Genomic DNA, 21,280 nt, shown 5'->3' with positions numbered 1-21,280 from the left:
GTGCGGGAACGTTCCCGCATCAATACTCGCTCCATCCCCCCAGCACCCGGCAGCACCCCCTGCATCCCACGCATCCCCAGTGCACGTCTCTACACCCGTAAAGGGGTGGGTCTCCTTGCGCACGCCCAGACTCCTCGCAGCCCTCGCCTGCACCGCGTCCCTCGCCGTCACGGTGTCCGGCTGCTCCGGCGCCACCAAGCCGGGCGCCGGCTCCGCCGCGTACACCGTCACGCCGACCTCCCCCGCGGCGAAGGGCCGACTGGCCTCCCTCACCTGGTCGCTGTACGCCGAGCCGTACACCCTCGACTACGCCCAGGCCTTCGACTACCCGCCGAACACCGTCCTCGCCAACGTCTGCGAGCAGCTCCTGCGGGTCACCCCCGACCTGAGGATCGAGCCGGGACTCGCCGTCAAGTGGGCGAACCCCGACCCGCTCACCTGGGTGTACACCCTGCGCCCCGGCGTCAAGTTCCACGACGGCACCACCATGACCGCCGACGACGTCGTCGCCTCCCTCAAGCGCCAGATGGACCCGGCCACCGGCTCCCCCTGGGGCTCCGCCTTCAAGAACGTCAAGGCGGTCGAGAAGACCGGGCCGCTCCAGGTCGCCCTCCGCCTCACCAAGCCCGACATCCTCCTCAACGAGTTGATGGCCGCCTCGCCCGGCACCATCGAGAGCGCCGCCTTCCTCGCGAAGACCGGCAAGGAGTACGGAGTCCCCGGCGGCAAGGTCAACTGCACCGGCCCCTACGCCCTGGACAAGTGGCAGCAGGGCGAGTCGATCACCCTCAAGAAGCACCCCGCGTACTGGGACAAGAAGCTGGCGCCGAAGACCGACACGGTCCGCTTCACCTTCGTCGAGGACCCCTCCGCCCGGACCAACACCTTCCTCTCCGGCACCGCCGACGGCGGCTACATGGTCCCCTCGTCCGCCCTCGCCCAGCTCCGCGCGAGCAACAAGGGCAAGCTGTACTTCGGCCCCAACACCGCCGCCGCCAACCTCGCCGTCCTCGACTTCAAGGGCACCCTCGGCGACCTGAAGGTCCGCCAGGCGCTGTCCATGGCGCTCGACCGCAAGAACATCGTCAAGGCCGCCGCCGGCGGCATCGGCATCCCCGCCAAGGCCCCCGCCGCGCGCGGCGCCTGGTCGCTCCTCCCCGAGCGCACCGACAAGTACTTCGCCGAACTGCCCGAGCCCGTCTACGACGTCGCCGCTGCCAAGCAGCTCGTGGAGCAGGCCGGCGCCACCGGCAAGAAGGTCACCCTGGTGACCAGCACCCTGGCCCCCGAGATCAGCGTCGTCGCCAACGCCGTCCAGGCCGCCGGCCGCCAGATCGGCCTCGACGTCCAGCTCAAGTCCGTCTCGCCCGAGGCGTACAGCAGCATCTTCGTCGACAAGAACGCCCGCAAGGGACTCGACCTGGTCATCACCAACGGGTACGACAACACCCCGGACCCGCTGGAGTTCTACCAGTACCTGCGCACCGGCGACTTCGGGAACTACGGCAACTGGTCCGACCCCGGCTACGACGCCGCCTTCGACCGCGCCAACACCGCCGCCGACCCGGGCGCCCGCGCCGACCTCACCGCCGAACTCCAGAAGATCGCGGTGCGCGAACTGCCCATCATCCCGCTCTACGAGGCCCCGTACACCGTCTTCCTCGGCAGCCGCGTCACCGGCGCCCCCACCGGCATCGCCCAGCTCTACTACCCCTGGGCCGCGACGATCGGCGCCACCTCCTGATGAACGGCATGCTCCGCTACTTCCTCGGCCGGCTCGCCGGACTCCTCGGCGTCCTGCTCGTCACCTCCTTCGTGGTCTTCGCCAGCGTCCACCTCGCCCCCGGCGACCCCGTCTCCTTCCTGCTGCACGGCCGCCCCGCGACCCCCGAGACCGTGGCCGCGCTGCGGGCCGAGTACCACCTCGACGACCCGCTCGCCGTGCAGTACCTCAAGTGGCTCGGCGGCGCCCTGCACGGCGACTTCGGGCGCTCCGCCCAGTACCACCAGGACGTCTCGGCCCTGCTCGGCTCCCGGCTCACCGGCACCGTGCTGCTCGTCGGCTACTCCGCCGTCCTCGTCGCCGTCGGCGGCGTGGCGGCGGGCGTGCTCGCCGCGCTGCGCCCCGGCTTCCTCGACCGGCTCGTCCTCATCGCCACCGGCATCGCCACCGCCACCCCCTCGTTCGTCAGCGCCATCGGCCTGGTCTCGCTGTTCTCCGTGCAGCTCGGCTGGTTCCCCGGCCCCGGCGGCACCCCCGAAGGCCTCGGCGAACGCCTCTACTACCTCACCCTCCCGGCCTTCGCCCTCGCCACCACCTTCGCCGGACTGCTCGCCCGTGTGACCCGCTCGGCGATGCTCGACGAACTCGGCCGCGACCACGTGGACGTCTCCCGCGCCCGAGGCGTCGCCGGACGCACCGTGGTCCGCCGGCACGTGCTGCGCAACAGCCTCGGACCGGTCGTCACCGTCGGCGGCACCATGCTCGCCGGACTCCTCGTCACCACCTCCGTCGTCGAGACCGCCTTCGACGTCCCCGGCATCGGCTCCCTCCTCGTCCAGTCCGTCAGCGCCAAGGACTTCGCCGTCGTCCAGGCCGTCACCCTGCTCAGCGTCGCGGCCTTCGTCCTCGTCAACCTGGTCGTCGACCTCTGCGCCCCCCTCATCGACCCCCGGCTCACCCTCCACGGGGAAGGCACCTCATGACCCTCACCGCAAGCCCCGGGGCGGCCGGCCCCGCGGACGCGCTGCGCCGCCGGCCCGGCCTGCGCCGCCTGCGGGCGCTCGGCCAGGGCCCGCTGTTCACCACGGCCGTGCTCCTCCTCGTGGCCCTCGTGCTCGTCACCGCCCTGGCCCCGCTCATCGCCCCGTACGACCCCGAGGCGATGGACCTGACGTCCAGCCTCGTCGGCACCAGCGGCGACCACCTCCTCGGCACCGACCAGTCCGGCCGCGACCTGCTGTCCCGGCTGATGTACGGCGCCCGCACCGGACTCCTCGGCCCGCTCCTCGTCGTCGCCGTCTCCACCCTCCTCGGCACCGTCCTCGGCGTCGTCGCGGGCTGGCGCGGCGGCTGGGCCGACGCCTTCCTCTCCCGGTCCATGGACCTCGTCTTCGCCATCCCCGGACTGCTCCTCGCGATCATGCTGGTGGCGGTCGTCGGCTCCGGCATGACCGCCCCCGTCATCGCCATGGCCGTCGCCTACACCCCGTACGTCGGACGCCTGGTCCGCGGCATCGCCCGCCAGGAGAAGGCCCGCCCGTACATCGAGTCCTACCGGGTGCAGGGCTGGTCCGGCTGGACCATCTGCCTGCGCCACCTGCTCCCCAACATCACCCCCACCCTGCTCGCCCAGTCGGCCATGAACTTCGGCTACGCGCTGATGGACCTGGCCGCCCTCTCCTTCCTCGGCTTCGGCGTCCAGCCGCCCACCGCCGACTGGGGCGCCATGATCAACGAGGGCCAGTCGGCGCTCCAGCAGGGCGCGATGCTGCCCGCGCTCGCCCCGTCCGTCTGCATCGTCCTCGCCGTCGTGGCGTTCGGCATCGTCGGCGAGGGCATCGCCGACCGGATCGCGAAGCGGGAGCGGTGACCCCATGAGCAACAACCGGAACGACAACCGGAACGAGACCGGGAACGAGGCCCGGAACGCCACCCGGAACGACATCCGCAACGACACCCGGCCCGTCCTGGAGATCGACCGGCTCACCCTGCGCCTCCCCGAAGGCCAGGCCGCCCGCCCCCTCCTCGACGGCGTCTCCCTGACCGTCGCCCCCGGCGAGACCGTCGGCCTCGTCGGCGAGTCCGGCTCCGGCAAGTCCGTCGCCTGCCGCAGCGTCCTCGGCCTGCTGCCCGGCGGCGCCCGCACCACCGGCGAGATACGCGTCGCCGGACGCGACGTCCTCACCATGGACCGGGCCGCACTCGCCGCCGTGCGCGCCCGCGAGGTCGCCATGGTCTTCCAGGACCCGCGCGCCTCCGTCAACCCGCTGCGCCGCGTCGGCGACTTCGTCACCGAGGGCCTGCGCGCCGCGGGCACCCCCGCCGCGAAGGCCACCGCCCGCGCCGAGGAACTCCTCGACGCCGTCGGCATCCGCGACCCGCGCGGCGCCCTGCGCCGCCGCCCGCACGAGTTCTCCGGCGGCATGCTCCAGCGCGTCGTCATCGCCGCCGCCCTCGCGGGCGACCCCGCGCTCATCGTCGCCGACGAGCCGACCACCGCCCTCGACGTCACCACCCAGGCCGAGATCATCGCGATCCTCACCCGCCTCCAGGCCGAGCGCGGCACCGGGCTCCTCTTCGTCACCCACGACCTCGAACTGGCCTCCGCCATCTGCGACCGGGTGTACGTGATGTACGCCGGCCGCATCGTCGAGACCCGCGCCGCCGACGAGCTCTTCGACCGGCCCCGCCACCCCTACACCGCGGGCCTCCTCTCCTGCACCCCGCGCATCGACCCCGACGCGCCCGCACCCCGGCCCATCGTGGGCCGCCCGGTCTCCGTCTCCGAGGCCCCGCCGGGCTGCCACTTCGCCGCCCGCTGCCCGCACGCCCTGCCCCGCTGCGCGGAGGAGACGCCCGCGCTCACGGCGTACGGCGAGGGGCTCGCCGCCTGCCACCGCGCCGACGAAGGGATCCTGCTGTGACCACCACCGTGAAGGGGGAGGGCCTGGTCGTCACGGGGCTCCGCAAGGAGTACGGCGACCACACCGCCGTCGACGACGTGTCCTTCACCCTCGCCCCCGGCTCCTCCCTCGGCATCGTGGGCGAGTCGGGCAGCGGCAAGACCACCACCGTCCGCATGCTCGTCGGCCTCGAACGCGCCGACGCCGGGACCGTCACCCTCGACGGCCGGGACCGCTCCGCCCGGCCCCGGGGCCGGGCCGAACGGCTGGCCCGCGCCCGCGAGATCCAGATGGTCTTCCAGGACCCCTACCTCTCCCTCGACCCCCGGATCACCGCCGGCGGCTGCGTGGACGAGGTGCTCCGGCTGCACTTCCGGCTCGACCCGGCGGCCCGGAAGGCCCGGGTCGCCGAACTCCTCGACCAGGTCGGCCTCGGCCCGCGCGAGGCCGACGCCCTGCCGCGCCGCCTCTCCGGCGGCCAGCGCCAGCGCGTGGCCATCGCCCGGGCCCTGGCCGCCGAGCCCAGGGTGCTCGTCCTCGACGAGGCGGTGGCCGCCCTGGACGTCTCCATCCAGGCCCAGATCCTCGAACTGCTCAGCGGCATCCGGCGCGAGGCCGGGGTCGGCTTCCTCTTCGTCACCCACGACCTCGCGGTGGTCCGCCACATCACCGACGAACTGGTGGTGCTCCGCGCGGGCCGCATCGTGGAGTCCGGCCCGACCTCCCGGGTCCTCACCGCCCCCGAACACCCCTACACCCGCCTCCTCCTGGACTCCGTCCCCCGGCGCGGCTGGGACCCGGCGGGCATCGCGGACGCGCGGGCGGCGGTGGGCTGAGGGGAGAGCGACCCCCGTTCCGCGCCGGTCACTCGGAGAGCAACTCCCGTTTCGCGCCGGTCACTCGGCGAGCAGCCCCCGGTAGCGGGCGAACAGCCGTGGCGTCGCCCCGCCGGTCCCGGCCCCGTCCGCCCGTACACCCTCCTCCTCGTCCCCGATCCGCGCCAGTGCGTGCCAGCACTCCGCGGCCAGCGCCCGGGCCGTGGCGCCCTGCCAGGGGTGGGGCAGGAGCTCGGGCGGCAGCAGGGGGTCGGGCTCCATGGCCTCGCCGAACGCGGCGGCGAGCCGGACGCTGAGCCCCAGCCGCTCCGCCCGGCCGGGCGGACGCGCCCCCGCGAGCCGGTCCAGGACCTCCCGGGCGAGCCCGGCGAGCCGCTCGTACCGCCCGGCGACCTCCTCCAACGGCCAGAGCGCGGCGGCCAGTTCCGCCGGGTCGGCGAGCCCGCCCCGGCGCAGGTCGGTGCTGGTCAGGCGGGTGAGCGCGGCGGCCACACCGAGGCGCTCCGCCTCGGCCTCGACGAGCGGCCCGATCGCGTGGGCGCTCACGTAGAGCCCGCTCTGGAGCGGTGCGGCGCCCAGGCGGACCAGGGTGTCGCGCAGGGTGTCGCGGGCGCCGCGGCTGGACTCGGGCACCGCGAAGCCGAAGAGGTGCCAGACACCGTCCCAGGGGGCGCCGCCCCGGTCCTGGGCGTAGGCGAGCCGGATGTACGCCGCGTCCGGGGCGAGCTCGCCGTCGCCGTCCGCGACCGTGCGCAGCAGCGCCTTGCGCCCGCGCCCCTCGTGGGTGAAGCGCCCCTCGGCGACCAGCCGTTTGACGCAGAGTCGGACCTGCTGGTCGCTCATGCCGAGCAGTCCGCCGACGTCGTAGAGCTCCCCGGCGTCCACGGTGCCGTCCTCGCGGACCAGGGCGTGGACCAGCATCCGGGTGGGGACGGGGGTATCGGTATCGGGCGTGGTCATCGGGTCCCTTCCCGGCCGTGCGCGCAGTCGGCGGCGGTGACCGGCCGGTGCATGGTGGTGACGGCGCCGAATCCCATCAGCTCCCGCAGGAACGGCGTCCGCTCGGTCCGCACGGCGACGAAGCCGTGCCGTTCGTACAGGGCGCGGGCCCGGGGGTTGACGTCGATGACGTCGAGGCGGATGCGCCGGCACCCGTGTTCGGCGGCGACGGCGGCGATCTCGCGGAGCAGCATCCCGCCGATGCCGAGCCCCCGCCGCTCGGCGTCGACGGCGATCCCGTCCATGACCAGCTCGTCGTCCGCCGGACGCCGCTCCAGGAGCGCCAGCAGGGCCAGTCGCGGCAGCCCCCGCACCAGCCCGTACGTCTCCAGCACGTCCCCCGCCCCGCCGCCGGTGAGCCCGTGTCCGCCGAGCTGGTACCCGGCGATCCCGGCCACCGTCCCGTCGACCAGGGCGACGAGCCCGCGGTCATGGCGGAGGTGCTCCGCGATGAAGGCGCGCCCCTTGTCGGGCGGCCCGAGCGCGGACCCCAGCTTGCGCCCGAACGCCTCCCAGTACAGCTCGGCGACACGGACCTCGGCCCCTGGCGGGACGTCCCTGTGGACGACAGCGCGTGTATTCATCTATCAAATGTAATACGGTCGTATCTAAAGCGAACGTTAGCGGGTGGCGGCCACCGGGAGCAGTGCCGGTCGCTTCGCCGTGCGGCCGTCGCCCGACGAGCGGCCGCGCAGCCTCCGGGCCAGCCACGGGGTCAGGAAGGAGGCGGCCCAGGCGAGTTCGGCGACGGCCGCGCGCGGGCCCGTGGCCGGGCGGGCGGTGGGCGGCGGGAGCGGGTGGGACCAGGAGCCGTCGCTGCCGGGGAGGCTGAGGGCCTCGGCGACGGCGGCGGCGATCCTGTCGTGGCCGAGCGGGGACGCGTGGAGCCGGTCGGTGCTCCACAGCCGCCGGTCGGTGACGACCGGGTGGTGGCCGGTCTCGACGACGGTGACGCCGTGGCGGCGCGCGGCCTCCCGGACGCGGGCGTTGACCGCCGCGAGGCGCGGAGCGACGGGGCGCGCCGCCGGGATCAGCCGGGTCAGATCCGGGAAGGTCAGGGTCACGACCCGGGCGCCCTGGGCGGTCAGCGCGGCGAACATCGCCTCCAGGTGCCCGGCGACCTCGTCCGCGTCGAAGCGCGGCCGCAGCAGGTCGTTCACGCCCGCCACCACGCTCGCCAGATCGGGGCGCAGCGCGAGCGCGGGGCCGAGCTGCTCCGCCCGTACCTGGCCGGCCAGCCGGCCCCGTACGGCCAGGTTGGCGTAGCGCAGGTCCGGGCTGTCCCGCGCGACCCGTTCCGCGAGCCGGTCCGCCCAGCCGCGCAGGCCCCGGGTGTCGTCGCCGTCCCCGACGCCTTCGGTCTGGCTGTCCCCGAGGGCGACGTACCGCAGGTACGGGGGGCCCGGCTGAACCGTCATGCGACCGACCGCCTTCTCGCTCGCGTGCGCGCCTATGTAGGGGCGCACGCACCTATTCACTTTATTGAGTATAGGGCTGTCGGGGGCATCAGGCCTCAGCCCACGTGGACGCGCGGCCGGAGCGAGCGGTCGGGCTCCGCCTCGCGCAGCACCTCGCGGGTGACCGGGGCGACCTCGCCCTGGCCGAAGAGGAAGAAGCGCAGGAAGTTCGCGAACGGGTTGCCCTCGGTCCACTCGAAGTAGATGTGCGGGCGGACGCCGGTGAGGTCACGGGCGTGCAGCAGCAGCGCGCCCAGCGCGTTCGGGATCGAGGAGCTCTCCACCGTCAGGACGCGGTAGCGGTCGTGCAGGACCTCGCCCCGGACGGTCAGACCGGCCTCGAACTCGGACGGGTCGGTGATGGTGACCTCGACGAAGACGAAGTCCTCGGTGGTGGGCAGGTCGTTGTCGGCGCGGATCTGCTCGATCTTCTCGCGGTACTCGGCCTTGTCGCGCCGGTCGGGCTCGTTGGCGATGAACCGAGGGGTGCGGTTGGCGATGTCCCGGATGAAGCGCTCGGCCAGGTCGTCGAGCTCGACATGGGTGACCCGGAGCTCGAAGGCGCGGCCGAGGCGGGAGAGGAGCGAGATCAGGATGATGCCGGCGATGAAGCAGGCGCCGATCTTCACACCGTCGGGCCGCTCGATGACGTTCGCGACGGTCGTGTAGAGGAAGACGGCCGAGATGATCGCGAAGCCGATCGTCCAGCCGCGCTGACCGGCCTTGCGCGCCGCGATGGTCACCGCGATGGCCGCCGAGCAGATCAGCACCAGGACGCCGGTCGCGTACGCGCCGCCCTGCGCGTCCACGTCCGCGTCGAAGATCCAGGTCACCAGGAAGGCGACCAGGATGAACACGATCACCATGGGGCGGACGGCGCGGGCCCAGTGCGGGGCCATGCCGTAGCGGGGGAGGTAGCGGGGCATCAGGTTGAGCAGTCCGGCCATCGCGGAGGCGCCCGCGAACCACAGGATCGCGATCGTGGCGATGTCGTAGACCGTGCCGAAGGTGTTGCCCAGGTACTCGTGGGCGAGGTAGGCGAGCGCGCGGCCATTGGCCTGGCCGCCCGACTCGAACTCCTTCTGCGGGATGAGGACGGTGGTGATGAAGCTGGTCGAGATCAGGAACACGCTCATGATGAGCGCGGCCGTGGTCAGCAGCTTCTTCGTGTCGCGGATCCGGCCGGCCGGCTTCTCCTCGGTGTCGTCCGGGTCGCCCTTGACGTGAGGCATGACCGCCACGCCGGTCTCGAAGCCGGACAGGCCCAGCGCCAGCTTGGGGAAGACCAGGAGCGCCACGCCGATCATCACGAAGACGTTGCCGTGTTCCGCCGTCAGCGCCGTGGACCAGTCGGTCACCACGTGCCCCTCGGTCATCACGTGCCACAGGCCGGTGATGACGACGACCACGTTGAGGGCCAGATAGATCCCGACGAGCGCGACCGCGACGCCGATCGCCTCCAGGAAGCCCTTGAGGAAGACGGCGCCGAGCAGCGCGACGAGCACCAGGGTGATGATCATCTGCTTGTCGTGCAGGGCCTCGGACAGATGCGGGTTCTCGACCAGGTGGGTCGAGGCGTCGGCGGCCGAGAGGGTGATGGTGATGAGGAAGTCGGTCGCCGCGAACCCGAGCAGGGTGAGGACGAACAGCTTGCCCTTCCAGAAGGAGAGCAAACGTTCCAGCATCGCGATCGAGCCCTCGCCCTTGTGACTCTCCTCGGCCACCCGCCGGTAGACCGGCAGGGCGCCCACGAGGGTCACGACGACCAGCACGACGGTGGCGACGGGAGAGAGCAGTCCGGCCGCGAGGGCGGCGATGCCCGGCTGGTAGCCGAGGGTCGAGAAGTAGTCGACACCGGTCAGACACATGACCCGCCACCAGGGCTGGCCCTTGTGCTCCAGCTTGGACACGGGGGCCGGCTCTTCCGGGTGGGCCGGGGGCGTGGTGCGCCCCTTGCCCATGTCGGACAGGCCTTCCAGCATCCAGGCGCGCAGGCGACCGGTGCGGGCGGGGGGCGACGTGGACATCGAGGGGCTCCTGCTGTCCGTGCGGGGAATGGTCGGTTTTCGGCCATCGCTCGGACGGCAGCCGAGTCAGCGTACGCAAGGGACACGTACGGAACCCGGCGGCGGGCGTCAGGAATCCGTCAAGATCCCCCCGGTGGACGTTGCACGTGTCACATACGGCGCAGCCTGGGGTCGGGGGCCGAGACCATCAGGTGCCGGAGGTCGGCCATGAGGATTCCGCGCCGGGACGTCGCCGCGCTGGTCGCCGCCGTCCTCGCCCCGTTCCTCGCCGCGCTCGCGCTGCTGCCGCTGCGCACGAGCGTGACCCACACCAACCTCGCGCTGCTGCTCGTCGTCGTGGTCGTCGCCGTCGCCGCGCTCGGCAACCGCCTCGCGGGGGCGCTGGCCGCCGTGTCGGCCGCCGCCTGGTTCGACTTCCTCCACACCCCGCCGTACGAGAGCTTCCACATCCGCGACCGGGCGGACCTGGAGACCGCGCTGCTGCTCCTGCTCGTCGGCCTGATCGTCTCGCAGCTCGCCGCCCGGGCCCGCCTGCTGGGCACGGTCGCCGTCACCGACGCCGGCCACCTGGAACGCCTCCACCAGGCGAGCCGCCTCGCCGACGAGAGCCGTTCGCCCGACGCGGTGGTACGAGCGGTCCGCGGCGAACTCGTCGGGCTGCTGGGCCTGAGCGCCTGCCGCTTCGAGTACGGGACGCTCACCGGCCGCCCGCCCCGCCTGCTCCCGGACGGATCGGTACGGGTCGAGGGCTGGATCTGGGACCTGGACCGGCAGGGCTGGCCGGACGGTGAGATCGAGCTGCGGGCCGTCGCCCGCGGCCGCTACCAGGGCCGCTTCCTCATGACCCCCGCCCCCGGGGCCGTACCGCCGCCCCTGGAGGCCCGGCTCGTCGCGGCCGACCTGGCGGGGCGGGCCGCCGCCGCGCTCGACAACGCGGGGGAACCGGCGGAGTCCGGCTGAGCCGTGCGTCCGCTTATACGCCGCCCGCCACCGGCCCCGGCACCGTCATCGTGACGCGCCACAGGCGCCGTGGCAGGGCGCCCTCCTCGAAGGCGTGCACCTCCTGGAGCCGCCAGCCCTCGGCGAGCCGGTCGACCAGGGCCCGGGGGAAGAAGTGGACCGCGAAGCCGCCGTGCTCGTAGACGTCGTCGCCGCGCGCGGTGCCCGACCCGTAGTGGGCGTCGCCGGTGTGCCGGACCGTGTAGACGAAGGTGCCGCCCGGCCGCAGCAGCCGCCGGACCTCCGCCACCAGGGCCTCGATCCGGGCCGTGGACAGATCCATGCAGAGCAGCATGTGCGCGAAGACCGCGTCCGCCGAACCGTCCTCGAAGGGCAGCGGCTCGCGGACGTCCACCATCGCCGTCGTGACCCGGCCGGCCACACCGAGCGTCTCGGCCCGCTCGCCCAGCTGACCGAGACCGACCGGGCTGAAGTCGGTCGCGAGGACCGTGAAGCCCCGGCCCGCGAAGAACAGCGCGTCCCGGCCGTGCCCCGCGCCCAGCTCCAGCACGTCCCGGGCGCCCGCGTCGGCGAACACCCCGGCGGCGTGCCGCGCGGGCTCCGACGGCTCGTCCCCGTACATGCCGGGGTGCTCCTCGTACGTGCGCTGCCAGTGCTCGCGCTGCGCGTCCTGTGCCATGGTGCCGGTCCTCGGGTCCTCGTCGGTCGTCCGTGGACCGGAGAGTAGCCTGGCGCGCATCGGACAGGGGGGAGCCGGGACATGGACGACGATCACGAGCCGGTGTTCAAGCGCAGCCGGTACGGATGGCGCTACGAGTACAACCCGCGCAACCCCCTCGGGCTCGCCCTCATCATCGGCAGCCTCGTCCTCGTCGGCGTGATGATGCTCCTCATGGCCAACAAGGCCGGCCCCTTCGCACCCCCGGCCGGCCCGACCTGGAGCCCACCGGCCGAGGACTGGCCCCCCTCGGCATGGCCGCCGGACACCCCGGACGCGCCCACCCCCGACGCCACCGCCCCGGCACCCGCCGCTACGCCGTAGCCCGCCCGGGCGGCGCCTCCGGCATCGTGACCGTCAGCCGCTCCGGCCCGTGGAACACCCAGTCCGGGGCGTAACGCGCCGTCACCCGAGGGCGCGCCCCCGGCCGCAGCGCCGGAAGGTGTTCTAGCAGCACCGCGAGGCCCGCCTCCGCCTCCGCCCGCGCGAGCGCCGCGCCCGCGCAGTAGTGGATGCCGAGGCCGAAGGCGCAGTGCCGCGCGGAGTCCCGCCGTATGTCCAGCCGCTCGGGGTCCGGGAAGCGCGCCGGGTCCCGGTTGGCCGAGCCGAGCACCAGGACCATGCGGTCGCCCCGGGCGATCGGCCGCCCCGCGAGCACCGTGTCCCGCTGCGCCCACCGGGTGATCATCTGCACCGGCGGGTCGTGCCGCAGGAACTCGTCCACCGCCCCCGCCAGCAGCCCGGGCTCCGCGCGCAGTTCGGCCGAGGTCTCCGGCCGCCGCAGCAGCGCGAGGACGGCCTTGCCGATGAGCCCCGTGGTCGTCTCGTGGCCGGCCGTCAGCAGATGGATGCAGGTGGCCGCCTGCTCCTCGGGGCTGAGCGCGGTCCGCTCGTCGGCGGCCCGGACCAGCGCGGAGAGCAGGTCGCCCCGGTCGTTCCCGGGCCCCCGGCGCAGCTCCAGCTCACGCCGGAAGTAGGCGCCGAGCTCCGCCGCCGCCCGCTCGGCCACCGCGAGCCCCTCGGCGTCGCGGTCCACCCGCGCCCCGCCGGCCCGCTGGAGGTCGAGCGCCCGCGCGCGGAACCACGCCTGCCGGTGCTCCGGCACGCCCAGCACACCGGAGACGACGAGGAGCGGGAAGGGGGCGGCGAAGTCCGCGACGACGTCGACGGTGCTCCGGGCCACGAGCGGCTCGACCAGGCCGAGGGCGATCCGGCGGATCCGGGGCCGGAGCGCGTCCACGGGCCCGGCGCCGAGCGCGGGGAGCACCAGGGAGCGCAGCCGGGTGTGGCGCGGCGGGTCGAGGAAGACCAGCCAGTTCTCGACCACCTCGCGCAGCACGGCGTACCCCGGCGGCAGCGGCGCGGCGCTGCCGGTCGCGGGGGAGACCCGCCCGAACTCCCGCCGCGCGAGCACCCGCGCGACCTCCGCGTACCGGAAGACGTACCAGGTGGTCGGCGCCCGGTCACCGCCGTCCGGCCGGATGGCGTGCACGGGCTCGTGCTCCCGGTAGCGGCGGTACGCGGGATAGGGGTCGGAGAGGTCGAGCCGCGCCGGGTCGAAGGGCGGCAGGCGCCGGGGCGCCGAAGGCCCGCTCATGTCCCCGCCCCCCGCACCAGGTCGGCCAGCGCCCCCGGGTCCGCCGGTGGCGCGGTGCCGCGCCAGGCGACGTGTCCGTCCGGCCGGACCAGGACGAACGGGCGCCCGTACGCCCGGGCGGCCTCCAACCCGGCCTGCCGGGCGACCCGGAGCGGGATCCCGCGCGCGGCGAACGCCCGCGCGGTGGCGTCGAGGGCGGTGCTGTGCCCGGAAGGGCACCCCCCGACCGCCCCGCCCTCCAGGCACAGCAGGACGAACCCCGGCCCGTACAGGTCGAGCGTCGAGCGCCGCCGCCCGTCCAGCCAGACGTGCGGCGCCCGCGCCCCGGGCGGGCACACGTCGTCGGACGCGTCCGCGTCGGCGGCGATGACCGGGGAGGCGTACCGGTACCCGAAGTGCATCTCCGGACGGTCGAACTCACGGCGTACGTCCGAGGCGGCGAGCTCCCGGCCGAGCGCGGCCCGCGCCCGCTCACCCACCGGGTTGTCGTCGAGGAGGGCCGGGGAGATGCGCCGCTCGCGGGTGCGGCGCAGGTTCACGTTGGCCTCCTCGACGCCGGCCACCGCCACCGGGCGCCGCTCCGTCTCGTACGCGTCGAGCAGTCCGGGTCCGGCCCACCCGGCGAGCGTGGCGGCCAGCTTCCAGCCGAGGTCGGCGGCGTCGCACACGCCGGTGCTCATGCCGAAGCCCCCGGAGGGCGACAGGGTGTGGGCCGCGTCCCCGGCCAGGAACACACGCCCCGACCGGAACCGCTCGGCCACCCGGTGCGCCAGGTGCCACAGGCCGTGCGAGGCGATCTCCAGCGGGGTGTCCAGCGGCACCGCGCGGCGGACGACACCGAGCGGATCCGAGGGGCCGGGCGGCGCGGTCAGCCGGTAGAGACCGCGCCCGTCGATCGCGCGCAGCGGATAGCGCAGCCCGTCGGGCGAGGTGAGGAAGTGGACGAGCGGGGCGTCCGGGCCGAGCAGCGCGGGCAGTCCGGGCGCCCGGAACAGGATGTTGCGCAGCACCCGGGTCTCGTGGAGCTCGGAGGAGGCGATCCCGCAGGCCTTGCGCACGGGCGAGGCGGCCCCGTCGCAGCCCACCAGATACCGGGCCCTGACCGTCGCCCGGGTGCCGTCGTCGCAGGCCACGGTCGCGGTCACGCCGCCGGGCGGCGTGGTGAAGCCGAGCAGCCGGCAGCGCAGACGCACCGGTCCCTCCGGGTGGCGGCCGACGCGGTCGAGGAGCAGCGGCGCCATCCAGTGCTGCGGGCAGATCGCCTCCGGCTCCGGTGTGACGGCGAGCGGCGGCCGCGTCGCGGTCGTGCCGAAGGACAGCCGGTGGAGCTCGTGGCCGCCGACGGCGGTCACCCACGCGACGTCCAGCGAGTGGTCCGCCGGCCAGCCCGCGTCGCGCAGCGCGTCGGCGACGCCCCAGCGGCGGAACATCTCCATGGCGCGCGGGCCGACCGTCGTGACGCGCGGGTCGGTCACGCTGCCGTCGCCCGCCTCCACCAGCGTGAAGTCCACGCCCCGGTAGGCCAGATCGAGCGCGAGCGCGAGCCCGACCGGACCGGCGCCCACGATCAGGACGTCCGTGTCATGGGCGGCGGCGCGGGAGCGGCCCGCGCCGCCACGGCTCTCGTACGTCTTCGTGTCCATGGCTCACCGCTCTCCCTCGGCGCGGAACTGCTCGGCGTAGAAGGTCATCAGCTCCGGCACGCGGTCCGGCACGCCCGGACACTCCCGCGCCATCCGGGCCAGGTGCCCGAAGCGCATCGCGAACGCCCGTCGGGCCACATCGGGCCGTGCGAGCGGCAGCGGCGGCTCCTCCAGCTCGAAGCCGGGGCCCGCGGTCCTGCCGCGCCACCCCGAGTCGAGGGTGACGAGCAGCTCGGCGAGCGGGCGCATCATGCCCGTCATCACGTCGATCGCCGCGTTCATCAGGCGCGACCGGCGCAGGCTCGCGTCCGGGCTCTCCGCGAAGTGCTGCACCATCAGCTGGAGCATCATGAAATAGCTCCGGTCGAACAGCCGGGCCACCTCGCGCGCGTGCGGGTCGCGCACCGCGGCCCGCCCCGGGTGCGCCGGGTCGAGCGTGGGGTTGCGCAGCGCCGGATAGGCCGGACTCCACGGCGCCCCCTGCCCGTTGGGGCCGTCGGCCCGCTCCGACATGAGCAGCTCGCCGAGGCGTACGAAGGTGTCGTGATGGGAGTCGGGCGCGGGGCCCGGGGTGTCGAGGACCCCGCCCTCGCCCTGTTCGGTCACGAAGTCCACGGCGAACAGGGCGCTCGACAGGTCGTCGACCTCCAACTGGTAGTCGGGGTGGCGGGCGTCGACCGCCCGCCCGAGGAAGAGGTGGTGCTCGCCACCGCCGCGCCCCCGCTCCACCAGGAAGAGGTCGGGCACCGTCGTCAGCCCCTCGCGGATCGCCGCGTACAGCTCGCTCGGCGACCCGAGCCCCGCCACCTCGCCGGACCCGCCCGCACCGGACCCGCCCGCGAGGCGCGCGGGCCGTTCGATCGCGATGAACCGCTGCACGCTGCCCAGGTTCAGCGGCTCCAGGGCGAAGTCCAGCGGCAGCGGAAGCCGTCCCGGAGTGCCGAAGTCGATCGCCGGGACGTGGAACGGCTCGCCCATCGCCATCAGGATGTTGTTGACGACCAGGAAGTGGATCATCTCCTCGCGGGCCACCTCGAAGAGCGTGTCCCGGATCCCCTTGGCCAGCGTCTCCCCGCCGTCCCCGCAGGCCAGCCGCAGCTGCCGGGGCGTCCACATCCCGCGCCGCACATACGCGAACCCCGCGCCGTGCGTCGGCAGCGAGTACCCCGCGTACAGGTACTGGAGCGAGGTCGCCAGCTCCACGGTGACCGCCTGCCACAGCGCCGCCCGCAACTGCGCCCGCGTGGTGATCCGGGGCGCCGCCGTGACGGGCGAGGGCGCGGTGGCGGGCAGCACGGCGTCCGCCGCGTCCCGGGCGCGCAGGTACTTCAGGAGCAGCCGGGCCTTGGGCAGGCTCAGGTCCCGGGTGGGCGGCATGTAGTAGGTGCGGTCCCGGTTGGACGGATCGCACATCTGCCAGATCAGCTTCGCGTACGTCTCGACCTTGCACCGGTCCGCGAGGCTGAACACCTCGTCGCGCATGAACGGGAACAGGTGCTCGTAGAAGGCGAAGACCTCGCGGTGCAGCAGCTCGAAGGTGACGTCCCGCTGGAGGACGGCGTCGAGCTGCCAGTCGTCGGGCAGCACCCGGACGTACGCCCCACCCGCGCCCGCCCACCAGCCCAGCGCGTCCCCGTCGTCGTACGCGGCGGCGGCCGACCCGGGCGCGTCCAGGGGGCAGGGCGGCTCGTCGGCGTCCGCCGTGAGCAGCAGCCGCGCCGTGCCGGCCCGCGCGCCCCGCACCGTGAACCAGCCGAGCCCCTGGGCGTCGGTGACCAGCCGGCACCACGGACCGAACCCGTATCCGTCCACGGAGTCCACGGAATCCACGGAGTCCACGGAATCCACGGATTCCACAGCGCCGCCCGTGTCCTGTTCCCGCCCCGCCCGCAGCTCGACGGTCACGAGCTCCCCGGCGCGGGCCTCCGGCCGCGAGGCGACCGGGTCGCGTGGCAGCGCCCGGGGGTTGGTGAACTGCCGGACGAGGACCGGCTCCAGCGCGGCCGGGCGCCCGCGCACGAGGGCGCGCACGGCGACCTCCACGGCGTGGTCCTCGCCGCGCTCGCGGTCCGGGTGCTCCACGAAGAGACAGGCCTCGTCGGCGACCACCACCCGCTCGCGTTCGCGCAGCAGCACCGTGCGGTCGGCCCCGCCCGCCGGAACCAGGCAGAGCCCCTCGTCGGCGGCCCAGGCGGCACCGGGGTCGGTCACGGGGACCGCCACCACCGTGGCGTCGACGGCATCGAAGACCTCCCCGTCGCCCCGGCCCGGCAGCACGGCGACCAGCTCGTCGGAGACGGTGGTGCGCAGCTCCAGGTCACCGGGGGCGGGCGGGCCGAACGGCAGGTTGAACACGGCCCCTTCGGGCGTCACCCGCACCGAGCAGATCCGCCCGCCCCGGACGGCGCCCCCGGGCCCGTACGGGACGAGTAGCCGTCCCGCCGGATGGGTGCGCGGCTCCTCCGGCCGCCAGGGGGCGATCACCCCGCGCAGCCGCCACTCCTGCGGGGCGTCGCCCGGGCCGGCGCCTCCCGCTCCGCGTGCCTCCAGCGTGAACTGGACCACCAGGCCGCCGCTCTCCTCGGCCGCGGCCCGCAGCGCCTCCGCCACCGGGGACCCGCCGCCGGGCCCTTCGGGCCCCTCGGGCCCGCGCGGCCAGTCGAGCGCGGGTCCGGCGGGGACGGCGAACTGGTGGAGCACGGACGGCGTGGGGGCGAAGGACTGCCAGCGCGGCGGCTGGAAGCCGGTCACGTCGCCGAGGCACAGATGGCCCGTGTCGTGCGAGCGGCCCCGACGGCCCAGGGCGAGGCGGCCGATCATCAGCGTCGTCGTCCACGCGGAGGCCGGATCCAGGTCGAAGACCCGGGCCCGGTTGACGGTCGTGCCGAGGTACGGGTTGTAGTGCCCCCACAGGTCCACGGCCCGCCCCACCAGCGGATCCGCAGGGTCCACGGGACCGCCGCCCGGCCCCTGCGCGCCCGTCACCCGCGCGTCGACGGAGAAGTGCCCGTTCCCCGAGAAGTGCCCGCCCAGGGCGCCCCGTTCCCTCAGGTGCGCGTGGTACTCGCCGGCCGGCCGGTCCACGGGGAACGGGCCGTCCGGGGTGAGGGCCGTGTTGGTCGCCAGGTCCACCAGGCCGCCGCGCGGGGCGGTGGGCAGCCGGGTCAGCGCGGTGCCGGCGAAGTACAGCCGGGGCGTGTCGAAGACGCTCATGCCGCCTCCAGCCGGGCCGGGGCGGCGCCGCGCCGGGCGCGGGCGCACCGGTCGATCCCGGCGACCGCGGCCAGGGCGGACTCCACCGCCCCCTCGATCCACGCCGGTTCGGCCGAGCAGTGCTCCCCGGCGAAGAAGAGGCGCCCCTGCGGACGGGCCGCCCGCAGGCGTTCCTCCTCGCACGCGGCCGCGTCCTGGCCCCAGCGGATGGCGCAGCCGCCCGCGGTCCACGGATGCTCGCCCCAGGCCATGCTGGCGACCCCTCTGACCATCCCGCGCCGCAGTAACTGCGGGTGGATGCGGCCCAGTTCGTCGAGGACCGTGCGGTGCCTCCGGCACACGGGCATCCGGCCCAGCAGGTCGGCGTCCTCGCCGATGGTGTAGCTGGCGAGCAGCGCCGCCCCGCCCGTGCCGCCGCCCGGGGACCCCCGCTCCTCGCTCCGGGGCGGGTAGTACGTCTGCCGGATCAGGCCGCCGCTGAACGAGGCGCCGCCCCGGATGCCCTCCCGCTCCCAGAAGGGCTCGCGGCAGTGCACGGCCACCTTGGTCGCCGGGCAGTAGTCCACGCCCCGCACGACCGCCAGCTTCTCCTCGTCGAATCCGGTCAGCGCCATGCCGCGCAGCACCGAGAACGGCACCGTGCACAGCACCAGGTCGCCGTCGCGCACGGCGGCGAGGGGGCCGCGTCCGACGCGCAGCCGTACCCGGTCGGGCGCGACGTCCACCCCGGTGACCTCCTGGCCGAGCCAGATCGGGCCCCGTATCCGGCCGGCGAGCCGCTGCACCAGCTGGTCCATGCCGCAGGCGAGCCGGACGAGCGCGGGGCTGGTCTCGGTGAGGATGTCGTCGAGGAAGCTGTTCAGGCGCGTGCCGCAGCCGGCCCGGATGCCGGGGTGGGCGGCGAACAGGCCGTGCACGTCGATGCGGTCCTTGCCGTCGCCGAGCAGATGCGGCGTCAGGTCGATCCGCTCGACGAGGTCGAGCAGGTCGCGGGCGAGGTCCTCGCGCAGCCCCGCGCGCAGCGCGGGCGGGGCGACGGCGTCGACGACGGCGGCGAGCCAGGCCCCGAAGACGACGGTCTCGTCCCGGTAGTCCGCGCGGGCCAGCGTGGCCCGGACGTCCGCGATCAGCGCCCGGGGGGCGTCGCGCAGGCGTACGTGGCCGGTGCTGGTGGCGAGGAACGCGTTCTCCTCGGAGAGCAGGGTGGTGAAGGGGCGCACCTGGTCCTGGAGGCCGAGGTGCTCGATGTAGTGCATGGTGCGGCGGTGGGCGGTGGGCACGCGCATCGCGCCGAGCTCGACGAACGGGGCACCCTCGTCGGCGCCGAAGCGATGGGTGTGCACACGGCCGCCGAGGCGGCGGCTGCCTTCCAGGACCTCCACGCGGTGTCCGAGGCGTTCGAGTTCGTAGGCGGCGACCAGGCCGGCCATGCCCGCGCCGATGACGGTGACCGTGCCTCGGGTGCGCGTCCGGTGCTGGGACAAGTCTGCCTCCCGATCACTGTGCGGTGGCTGAAGCGGGCCGCGGGGCGAGGGCGGCGAGATAGGCGGCCAGGACCTCGGGCCGGTCGACGGGGGCGACCAGGCCCACGCAGCCGTCCGGGCGGACCAGCCGCAGGACACCGGGGGCGCCGAGGAGCCTGGCCTCCGCCGGGTCGGCCGGGGTGACCGGCAGGATCCGGACCGGCACGGAGGCCCGCGCGCACGCCTCCTCCAGGGCTCCGCGCACGGCGTCGTCGGCGGCCCGCGCGGCGTCCAGGACCAGCGTCCACCGGTCGTACCCGAGCAGGCCGTGCAGCCGTACGGGTTCGGGGGCGCCGGTCGTGACGCGGGCGTCGGGCATCCGGTCCCCGGCCCTGGCGCCCCCGCCCCGCCGCAGCCGTGGGGTGCGCTGCCAGGACAGGGCACTGCCCCGGTGACTGCGGCCCAGATCGCTCAGCTGGAGGTCGACGCGCTGCTGGACGCGGCTGAGGGAGAGGCCGAGGGGGACGGCGGCCGCGAAGGCCCGGTAGCCGAGCGGCGGCAGCGGCAGCTCCATGAAGTTGAACCGCATCTCGCGGATGTACCGCAGGGCGAGGGCCCGTTGCTCGGTGCCGTAGGTGTCGAGGAGGCGCTCGTCGGCGTGCCCGTGGTGGACGGCGGCCAGCTTCCAGGCGAGGTTGTGCGCGCCGAGGATCCCCACGTTCATCCCGTGCCCGCCGACCGGCGCCCAGGCGTGCGCGGCGTCCCCGGCGAGCAGTCCGCGCCCGCAGCGCAGCCGGGTGGCGATCCGGTCGCTGAAGCGGGCGCGGTTCAGCCAGAGCGGCTCCGTGGGGGAGAGCCGCAGTCCGGGCAGCCGGGTGGTGTCCGCGACGAGCTCGCGCAGCTCGTCGAGCGTGGGGGGTGCGGTGCGCGAGGGGTCGGGGTCGTCGCGGAAGCAGAAGAAGCGGTAGCCGCCTCCCGGCAGCGGGAAGACGAGCAGCGAGCGGTGCGGGGCGAGGAAGATGTGGCCGTGCCCCGGGCGGTGGCCGAGCGGCCAGTCGGCCTCGGCGTTCCCCTGGACGACCTGGAGGCCCGTGCGCCGCCGCCCCTCGAAGGCGATGCCGAGCCGGTCGCGGACCACGCTGGCGGTGCCCTCGCAGCCGACGATCCAGGCGGCGCAGGCGGACTCCACGGAGGCGTCGGGGAGGCGGAGGGTGAACTCGGCCCGGTCGTCGTGGACCTTGACGTCCGTGACCTCCGTGTCCCACTCGACCTCGGTGCCGAGCCGGGCCAGCTCCGCGCACAACAGGCGCTCGATGTCGTGCTGTTCGATGTTGAGCGGGCGCCGGTGGGCGGAGCGGTGCCAGCCGGTGACCAGCGAGCCGAGCCGCCGGCCGCGGCCGTGCACGGTCACCTCGCCGAGCTCCACCGCCCCGTCCCGCAGCGCGCCCAGGACCCCGAGCGCCTCCAGGGCCTCCGCCGCGCGCGGCCACACCACGAGGGCGCGCGCCTCCCGTTTGGCGGCGGGGGCCCGGTCGACCACCCGCACCCCGAGGCCGAGCCTGCGCAGGGCGATGGCCAGGGTCAGGCCGACCGGTCCCGCACCGGCCACACACACGTCCACGACCGGCATACGCCCCCCGCTCCCCGAACTCCCCGATGCCTCGCACCGCTTGCCGGAACCAGCCGCTCCGGCATGTTCTCAGGGTGCGCGCGGATGATCACCCTTCGCCAGGGCGTACGA

At 74.6% G+C, this 21,280-nt stretch carries 17 protein-coding genes; 7 read left to right on the top strand and 10 right to left on the bottom strand.

From position 1 onward, the window contains the following. Positions 1 to 115 precede the first annotated feature (115 nt). Genes ABTZ54_RS21485 through ABTZ54_RS21465 form a run of 5 tightly spaced genes read left to right on the top strand, consistent with a single transcriptional unit; the run spans position 116 to position 5,462 of the window. Positions 116 to 1,744, top strand: a complete 1,629-nt coding sequence (locus ABTZ54_RS21485; protein WP_351665552.1) for an ABC transporter substrate-binding protein — start codon at positions 116 to 118, stop codon at positions 1,742 to 1,744. Between the two features lie 8 nt (positions 1,745 to 1,752). Further along, entirely contained in the window at positions 1,753 to 2,706 is a 954-nt protein-coding gene (locus tag ABTZ54_RS21480) for an ABC transporter permease (RefSeq protein WP_351665809.1), read from the top strand. Then, on the top strand, positions 2,703 to 3,593 hold the full coding sequence (locus ABTZ54_RS21475; RefSeq protein ID WP_351665550.1) for an ABC transporter permease: 891 nt from the start codon (positions 2,703 to 2,705) through the stop codon (positions 3,591 to 3,593). Before ABTZ54_RS21480 ends, ABTZ54_RS21475 begins: the two co-directional genes overlap by 4 nt. A 4-nt stretch (positions 3,594 to 3,597) precedes the next feature. Further along, positions 3,598 to 4,647 carry an ABC transporter ATP-binding protein gene (locus tag ABTZ54_RS21470; RefSeq protein ID WP_351665548.1) on the top strand — a complete coding sequence of 350 codons (1,050 nt, stop codon included), beginning with the start codon at positions 3,598 to 3,600 and terminating at the stop codon, positions 4,645 to 4,647. Further along, the gene (locus ABTZ54_RS21465) at positions 4,644 to 5,462 is read left to right on the top strand and encodes an ABC transporter ATP-binding protein (protein WP_502997290.1); all 819 of its coding nucleotides are present in this window, start codon (positions 4,644 to 4,646) and stop codon (positions 5,460 to 5,462) included. Before ABTZ54_RS21470 ends, ABTZ54_RS21465 begins: the two co-directional genes overlap by 4 nt. A 60-nt stretch (positions 5,463 to 5,522) precedes the next feature. On the opposite strand, the gene ABTZ54_RS21460 is transcribed toward ABTZ54_RS21465, so the two are convergent. The 4 genes from ABTZ54_RS21460 to ABTZ54_RS21445 form a co-directional block, all read right to left on the bottom strand. Then, entirely contained in the window at positions 5,523 to 6,422 is a 900-nt protein-coding gene (locus ABTZ54_RS21460) for a PaaX family transcriptional regulator C-terminal domain-containing protein (RefSeq protein ID WP_351665546.1), read from the bottom strand. After that, positions 6,419 to 7,045: a GNAT family N-acetyltransferase gene (locus tag ABTZ54_RS21455; protein ID WP_351665544.1), complete on the bottom strand. Its 627-nt coding sequence runs from the start codon at positions 7,043 to 7,045 to the stop codon at positions 6,419 to 6,421. Before ABTZ54_RS21455 ends, ABTZ54_RS21460 begins: the two co-directional genes overlap by 4 nt. A 36-nt stretch (positions 7,046 to 7,081) precedes the next feature. After that, positions 7,082 to 7,879 carry an SGNH/GDSL hydrolase family protein gene (locus ABTZ54_RS21450; protein ID WP_351665542.1) on the bottom strand — a complete coding sequence of 266 codons (798 nt, stop codon included), beginning with the start codon at positions 7,877 to 7,879 and terminating at the stop codon, positions 7,082 to 7,084. A gap of 95 nt (positions 7,880 to 7,974) precedes the next feature. Further along, positions 7,975 to 9,945 carry an APC family permease gene (locus ABTZ54_RS21445; protein ID WP_351665540.1) on the bottom strand — a complete coding sequence of 657 codons (1,971 nt, stop codon included), beginning with the start codon at positions 9,943 to 9,945 and terminating at the stop codon, positions 7,975 to 7,977. 207 nt (positions 9,946 to 10,152) lie between these two features. Here ABTZ54_RS21445 and ABTZ54_RS21440 point away from each other — a divergent pair, with 207 nt between their 5' ends. Then, positions 10,153 to 10,905 (top strand): DUF4118 domain-containing protein, encoded by a 753-nt coding sequence (locus tag ABTZ54_RS21440; protein WP_351665538.1) that lies wholly within the window; start codon positions 10,153 to 10,155, stop codon positions 10,903 to 10,905. 13 nt (positions 10,906 to 10,918) lie between these two features. Here ABTZ54_RS21440 and ABTZ54_RS21435 read toward each other — a convergent pair whose 3' ends face one another. Further along, the gene (locus ABTZ54_RS21435) at positions 10,919 to 11,584 is read right to left on the bottom strand and encodes a class I SAM-dependent methyltransferase (protein WP_351665536.1); all 666 of its coding nucleotides are present in this window, start codon (positions 11,582 to 11,584) and stop codon (positions 10,919 to 10,921) included. Positions 11,585 to 11,665: 81 nt separating this feature from the next. On the opposite strand from ABTZ54_RS21435, the gene ABTZ54_RS21430 reads away from it, so the two are divergent. Next, the gene (locus ABTZ54_RS21430; RefSeq protein WP_351665534.1) at positions 11,666 to 11,947 is read left to right on the top strand and encodes a hypothetical protein; all 282 of its coding nucleotides are present in this window, start codon (positions 11,666 to 11,668) and stop codon (positions 11,945 to 11,947) included. Here the strand turns inward: ABTZ54_RS21430 and ABTZ54_RS21425 are convergent. Genes ABTZ54_RS21425 through ABTZ54_RS21405 form a run of 5 tightly spaced genes read right to left on the bottom strand, consistent with a single transcriptional unit; the run spans position 11,937 to position 21,169 of the window. Further along, positions 11,937 to 13,220, bottom strand: coding sequence for a cytochrome P450 (locus ABTZ54_RS21425; protein WP_351665532.1), 1,284 nt, complete (start codon positions 13,218 to 13,220; stop codon positions 11,937 to 11,939). The two genes, ABTZ54_RS21430 and ABTZ54_RS21425, sit on opposite strands and share 11 nt — an antisense overlap. Next, positions 13,217 to 14,863: an FAD-dependent monooxygenase gene (locus tag ABTZ54_RS21420; RefSeq protein ID WP_351665530.1), complete on the bottom strand. Its 1,647-nt coding sequence runs from the start codon at positions 14,861 to 14,863 to the stop codon at positions 13,217 to 13,219. Before ABTZ54_RS21420 ends, ABTZ54_RS21425 begins: the two co-directional genes overlap by 4 nt. A 3-nt stretch (positions 14,864 to 14,866) precedes the next feature. Further along, positions 14,867 to 18,076, bottom strand: a complete 3,210-nt coding sequence (locus ABTZ54_RS21415) for a ferritin-like domain-containing protein (RefSeq protein WP_351665528.1) — start codon at positions 18,074 to 18,076, stop codon at positions 14,867 to 14,869. Continuing rightward, on the bottom strand, positions 18,073 to 19,560 hold the full coding sequence (locus tag ABTZ54_RS21410) for a flavin monoamine oxidase family protein (protein ID WP_351665526.1): 1,488 nt from the start codon (positions 19,558 to 19,560) through the stop codon (positions 18,073 to 18,075). Before ABTZ54_RS21410 ends, ABTZ54_RS21415 begins: the two co-directional genes overlap by 4 nt. Positions 19,561 to 19,573: 13 nt before the next feature. After that, positions 19,574 to 21,169: an FAD-dependent monooxygenase gene (locus ABTZ54_RS21405; RefSeq protein WP_351665524.1), complete on the bottom strand. Its 1,596-nt coding sequence runs from the start codon at positions 21,167 to 21,169 to the stop codon at positions 19,574 to 19,576. Positions 21,170 to 21,280 lie beyond the last annotated feature (111 nt).

Source organism: Streptomyces sp. NPDC094032 (genome assembly GCF_040303965.1).
In the GTDB taxonomy this organism is placed as follows: Bacteria; Actinomycetota; Actinomycetes; order Streptomycetales; family Streptomycetaceae; genus Streptomyces.
Note: the sequence above shows the minus strand (reverse complement) of the source record. Positions and strands in the feature narration are given on the sequence as shown.

Bases quoted from the DNA above. Each gene is read 5' to 3' on its own strand.
- ABTZ54_RS21440 (WP_351665538.1), top strand. From the start codon at position 10,153: ATGAGGATTCCGCGCCGGGACGTCGCCGCGCTGGTCGCCGCCGTCCTC.
- ABTZ54_RS21455 (WP_351665544.1), bottom strand. From the start codon at position 7,045: ATGAATACACGCGCTGTCGTCCACAGGGACGTCCCGCCAGGGGCCGAG.
- ABTZ54_RS21430 (WP_351665534.1), top strand. From the start codon at position 11,666: ATGGACGACGATCACGAGCCGGTGTTCAAGCGCAGCCGGTACGGATGG.
- ABTZ54_RS21480 (WP_351665809.1), top strand. From the start codon at position 1,753: ATGCTCCGCTACTTCCTCGGCCGGCTCGCCGGACTCCTCGGCGTCCTG.
- ABTZ54_RS21425 (WP_351665532.1), bottom strand. From the start codon at position 13,220: ATGAGCGGGCCTTCGGCGCCCCGGCGCCTGCCGCCCTTCGACCCGGCG.
- ABTZ54_RS21450 (WP_351665542.1), bottom strand. From the start codon at position 7,879: ATGACGGTTCAGCCGGGCCCCCCGTACCTGCGGTACGTCGCCCTCGGG.
- ABTZ54_RS21405 (WP_351665524.1), bottom strand. From the start codon at position 21,169: ATGCCGGTCGTGGACGTGTGTGTGGCCGGTGCGGGACCGGTCGGCCTG.
- ABTZ54_RS21475 (WP_351665550.1), top strand. From the start codon at position 2,703: ATGACCCTCACCGCAAGCCCCGGGGCGGCCGGCCCCGCGGACGCGCTG.
- ABTZ54_RS21435 (WP_351665536.1), bottom strand. From the start codon at position 11,584: ATGGCACAGGACGCGCAGCGCGAGCACTGGCAGCGCACGTACGAGGAG.
- ABTZ54_RS21415 (WP_351665528.1), bottom strand. From the start codon at position 18,076: ATGAGCGTCTTCGACACGCCCCGGCTGTACTTCGCCGGCACCGCGCTG.
- ABTZ54_RS21420 (WP_351665530.1), bottom strand. From the start codon at position 14,863: ATGGACACGAAGACGTACGAGAGCCGTGGCGGCGCGGGCCGCTCCCGC.
- ABTZ54_RS21470 (WP_351665548.1), top strand. From the start codon at position 3,598: ATGAGCAACAACCGGAACGACAACCGGAACGAGACCGGGAACGAGGCC.
- ABTZ54_RS21445 (WP_351665540.1), bottom strand. From the start codon at position 9,945: ATGTCCACGTCGCCCCCCGCCCGCACCGGTCGCCTGCGCGCCTGGATG.
- ABTZ54_RS21460 (WP_351665546.1), bottom strand. From the start codon at position 6,422: ATGACCACGCCCGATACCGATACCCCCGTCCCCACCCGGATGCTGGTC.